The sequence below is a fragment of the Rhodococcus sp. NPDC057014 genome (genome assembly GCF_042673295.1).
Lineage (GTDB): Bacteria > Actinomycetota > Actinomycetes > Mycobacteriales > Mycobacteriaceae > Rhodococcus_F.
On record NZ_JBHUSF010000527.1, the window covers coordinates 1 to 3,474 of the forward strand.

Genomic DNA, 3,474 nt, shown 5'->3' on the forward strand with positions numbered 1-3,474 from the left:
CCAGAAGACGCCCTCGACACCGTCTGCGGTCTCTACCTCAACGACCCGACGGCCTGGACCTGACCCCCAACGAACTTATGGGCGGAACCACTAAGGGGGCCAGATGTGGACGTTCCGGCCACCGCCAAGGATCAGCGCGGAACCGATCTGCCCGTACTTCGCTTACGCGGTGGCGATCGCAGTGGCACCGTCGATCTTTGCATCGCAATGTCGGGCCCGGTTTCGACATCGAAGGTATCGGTCGCGGCGCCTTGACGGCAACCGCAGGCCACTCTCGCATCACCGTCAGCCGTAGCTGACGGCAGTGCCGCCTATCGCTCGAAACATTCTTCTCTGAGTTTCTGCTTCGACTCGTGTGTTCGGGTTTCGACTGACAGCTCCTCGCCAAGAGGGGACTAGCCGAGTTTCAGTCGGAGGGCGCGACCGAAACGTGAACGGTATGAAGACCGGAACAAGGTGTCACTACGTACGCCAAATCCCGATCCCACACTGGAGTGAGTCGGTCTTGACCGTGGGATAGGGCTGGATCTGAATCTAGCTCGCCATCTCAAGGAGTGCCGCGAGGTGCTGGTAGCAGTGGTGGTGATCACCGGCTACATGCGATCGCGGCGGCCAATCATTATGGACAGCAACACCCCGAGGGGGCCGAGCAAGAGTCCGAGCACAAGAAGGCCGAGGATGTCTCGGTTCCGACGGTGAGCGATCACTGCGGAGATTGCGGAGGATGTCACGCCCATCGCAAGGTAGAGAGTTAGTTCAAAGTGCGTCATCCGTCTGTCCATTACGTCCCGTTGATCAGAAGTTGCGCTCCGTATCCGCAAGCAAGACAACCACTGTGGTACTTTCTATTCCATCGTCGGACATGGTTTATGGCGTCTACCAGGTACTGCTTTCCTGGTCGGTATCGGTGTTGTCGGAACCGTCCTGCATCGACGTTGTACGGGCCTCCTTCTCCTGGGCGACGACCTGTCGGTAGCGGTCTGCGAATCGCGCGGAGTTCATGCCGAAGTGCACCCAGGTTTCTTCATCCGGCGGGCCACCGTAGGGTGCCCACTTACGCGCGAACTCGAGGACATCGTATGTCTCGGGACTCAAACCGCGTCGATCGATCCGGCGTCTCTGCTGGCGGTCTTTTCGCTGCTCTTGGTAACGCTGAGTATCGGCTTCGGCGGTCGTATCGCCGCGGCGGATCGGTCTGCACATCGTGGGTGAGGGAGCGGTGGTGGTAGTGGCCACGCTGTGTCGGGGATCGTGAAGGTAAGGCATCTGCGGATTCCGGTCCTTTCTGACGTGGTTCACGATCCGATGGAGACCGCGAGGTCCTGCACGCTCTGGCGTGCAGCGGCTACATTGTCGGCGGCTTTGCCGGTCGATCCGCTGAGGGCGGGGATCCGGTGGGCGAGTGTGAGGTCGACAGTCACGACGGACAGATGCATTCCGAGCGAGTCGGCCAACGCCAACTGCACGGGCGGGACGGTGTGGTCTGCTCCGAAATTGCCGGCGCCGGGACCGTATTCGACACCGCGGGTGGAGATCACTACCACCGGCTTCCCGGCCAAGGGACGTTCCTCCGAATCGAACGGTGCCGTGATACCGGCGACGTGGATCCAGTCGATCCACGCCTTGAGGGTGGAGGGCACCGACCAGTGGTACATCGGAGCCGCGAGCACGACAGCGTCGGCGCGGGTCAGCTCGGCGATGAGCTCGTTCTGCAGGTGTTGATCGTGTTCGCTGGGTTGTTCCTGAGCGGTGCGCAGGTGCGGAGCGTAGTGCAGGCTCGAGCTCGGTAGGTGCGGGAGGGGAAACCGGTGCAGGTCACGAGCGAGCACGGTGTGGTCGTTGCTGATGCTCTTCCAGGTATCGGCGAACAGGGCGGTCAATTGCCGCGAGGTCGAGGCGTGCAGATCGGCGGAGGAGTCGATCCGGAGAAGCTGGGGCATGGATGGTTCCTTCCGAACGGAACTCGAGGACGAGGTCCGGGATGTGTCGGTGGGTCGGTCAGCTCGCCAGCTGTTCGTCCTCGTTCTCGTCATCTTCGGTTCGGGCCGAGCCGAACCGCCCGATCACCGTGCGGGCCTCGACCTGCTGTTGAGTGGACGTCAGTTGTCCGCGGTCGGACCCGGCCATACTCCACATCCACGAAAGGACAGTCGCGAGACGGCGATTGAAGCCGACGATGTAGATCAGGTGCACGGCGAGCCAGAGGACCCACGCCAACACACCGGTGATATGTAGTTTGCCGACCTGGGCGACGGCGCTGAACCGGGAGACCGTTGCCATGCTGCCCTTGTCCCGGTACCGGAACGGCTCCCGCGGGGAGGTAGCGGCATCTTTCTCGGCAGCACAGAGTTCGGTTTTGATCTGCTTGGCGGCGTAGCGTCCGCCCTGGATCGCGACCTGGGCAACGCCGGGCAGCTTGTCCAGACTCATCATGTCGCCGACGACGAACACCTCCGGGTGCCCGGGCAGGGTGAGGTCTGATTCGACCTGCACGCGGCCGGCGCGGTCGAGCCCGGCACCGGATTGTTCGGCGAGCTGACGTCCGAGGGGGCTGGCGGCCACACCCGCGGACCAGATCTTGCACGCGGCTTCGATGCGCCGGGTGGTGCCATCGGCGTCGCGGACCGTCAGCCCGTGCTCGTCGACTTCGCTGACCATCGCGTTGAGCTGGATGTCGACGCCCATCTTGATCAGCCGTGCGGTTGCGCTGGCGCTCAGCTTGTCCTGGAAGGGAGGTAGTATCTTCGGCGCGGCGTCGAGCAGGATGACCCGAGCATCGCGGGGATCGATGTTGCGATAGGCACCGGCCAGGGTCCGGTCGGCGAGCTCGGCGATCTGACCGGCCATCTCCACCCCGGTGGGTCCGGCGCCGACCACCACGAAGGTGAGCAACCGTTGACGCTCGGTGGCGTCGGCGGTGTGCTCGGCTCGGTCGAATGCGCTAAGGATGCGGCCCCGCAGTTCGAGTGCGTCGTCGACGGTCTTCAAACCCGGTGCGTGTTCGGCGAAATGGTCGTTGCCGAAATAGGACTGTTGGGCGCCGGCGGCCACGATGAGGGAGTCGTAGGGGGTTGTGGTGGTGTGGCCGAGGTGGCGCGAGATCACCGTCTTGTGGTCCAGGTCGATTTCGGTGACGTCGCCGAGGAGCACCGAGGTGTTGGCCTGGTCGCGCAGGATCAGCCGGGTAGGTGCCGCGATCTCTCCCTCGGAGAGGATCCCGGTTGCCACCTGATACAGCAAGGGCTGGAAGAGGTGGTGATTGGTGCGGGCGATCATCGTCACGTCGACATTGGTGCGGCGCAGCGCGCGGGCACTGAACAGCCCGCCGAATCCGGATCCGATGATGACGACGCGGTGACGGTGCGATTGATGCATGTGAGATCTTCCTGAGCTCAGGGCTGAACAGGGGCGCGGAGTGTCAGCGTCTTCGGATAACGGCGGGCTAGTGGAGGTTGGAGGGGCGCTCCCCTCCTC

At 63.4% G+C, this 3,474-nt stretch carries 3 protein-coding genes; all 3 read right to left on the reverse strand.

The window, feature by feature from the left end:
• Positions 1–876 precede the first annotated feature (876 nt).
• From ACFTZB_RS44220 to ACFTZB_RS44230, 3 genes are read right to left on the reverse strand one after another with little or no spacing between them, the layout of a single operon-like run.
• Entirely contained in the window at positions 877–1,236 is a 360-nt protein-coding gene (locus ACFTZB_RS44220; RefSeq protein ID WP_378442141.1) for a hypothetical protein, read from the reverse strand.
• A gap of 59 nt (positions 1,237–1,295) precedes the next feature.
• Complete coding sequence (locus tag ACFTZB_RS44225; protein ID WP_378442143.1) at positions 1,296–1,940, reverse strand: FMN-dependent NADH-azoreductase; 645 nt, start codon at positions 1,938–1,940, stop codon at positions 1,296–1,298.
• A 58-nt stretch (positions 1,941–1,998) separates the two neighbouring features.
• On the reverse strand, positions 1,999–3,375 hold the full coding sequence (locus ACFTZB_RS44230) for an NAD(P)/FAD-dependent oxidoreductase (RefSeq protein WP_378442145.1): 1,377 nt from the start codon (positions 3,373–3,375) through the stop codon (positions 1,999–2,001).
• Positions 3,376–3,474 lie beyond the last annotated feature (99 nt).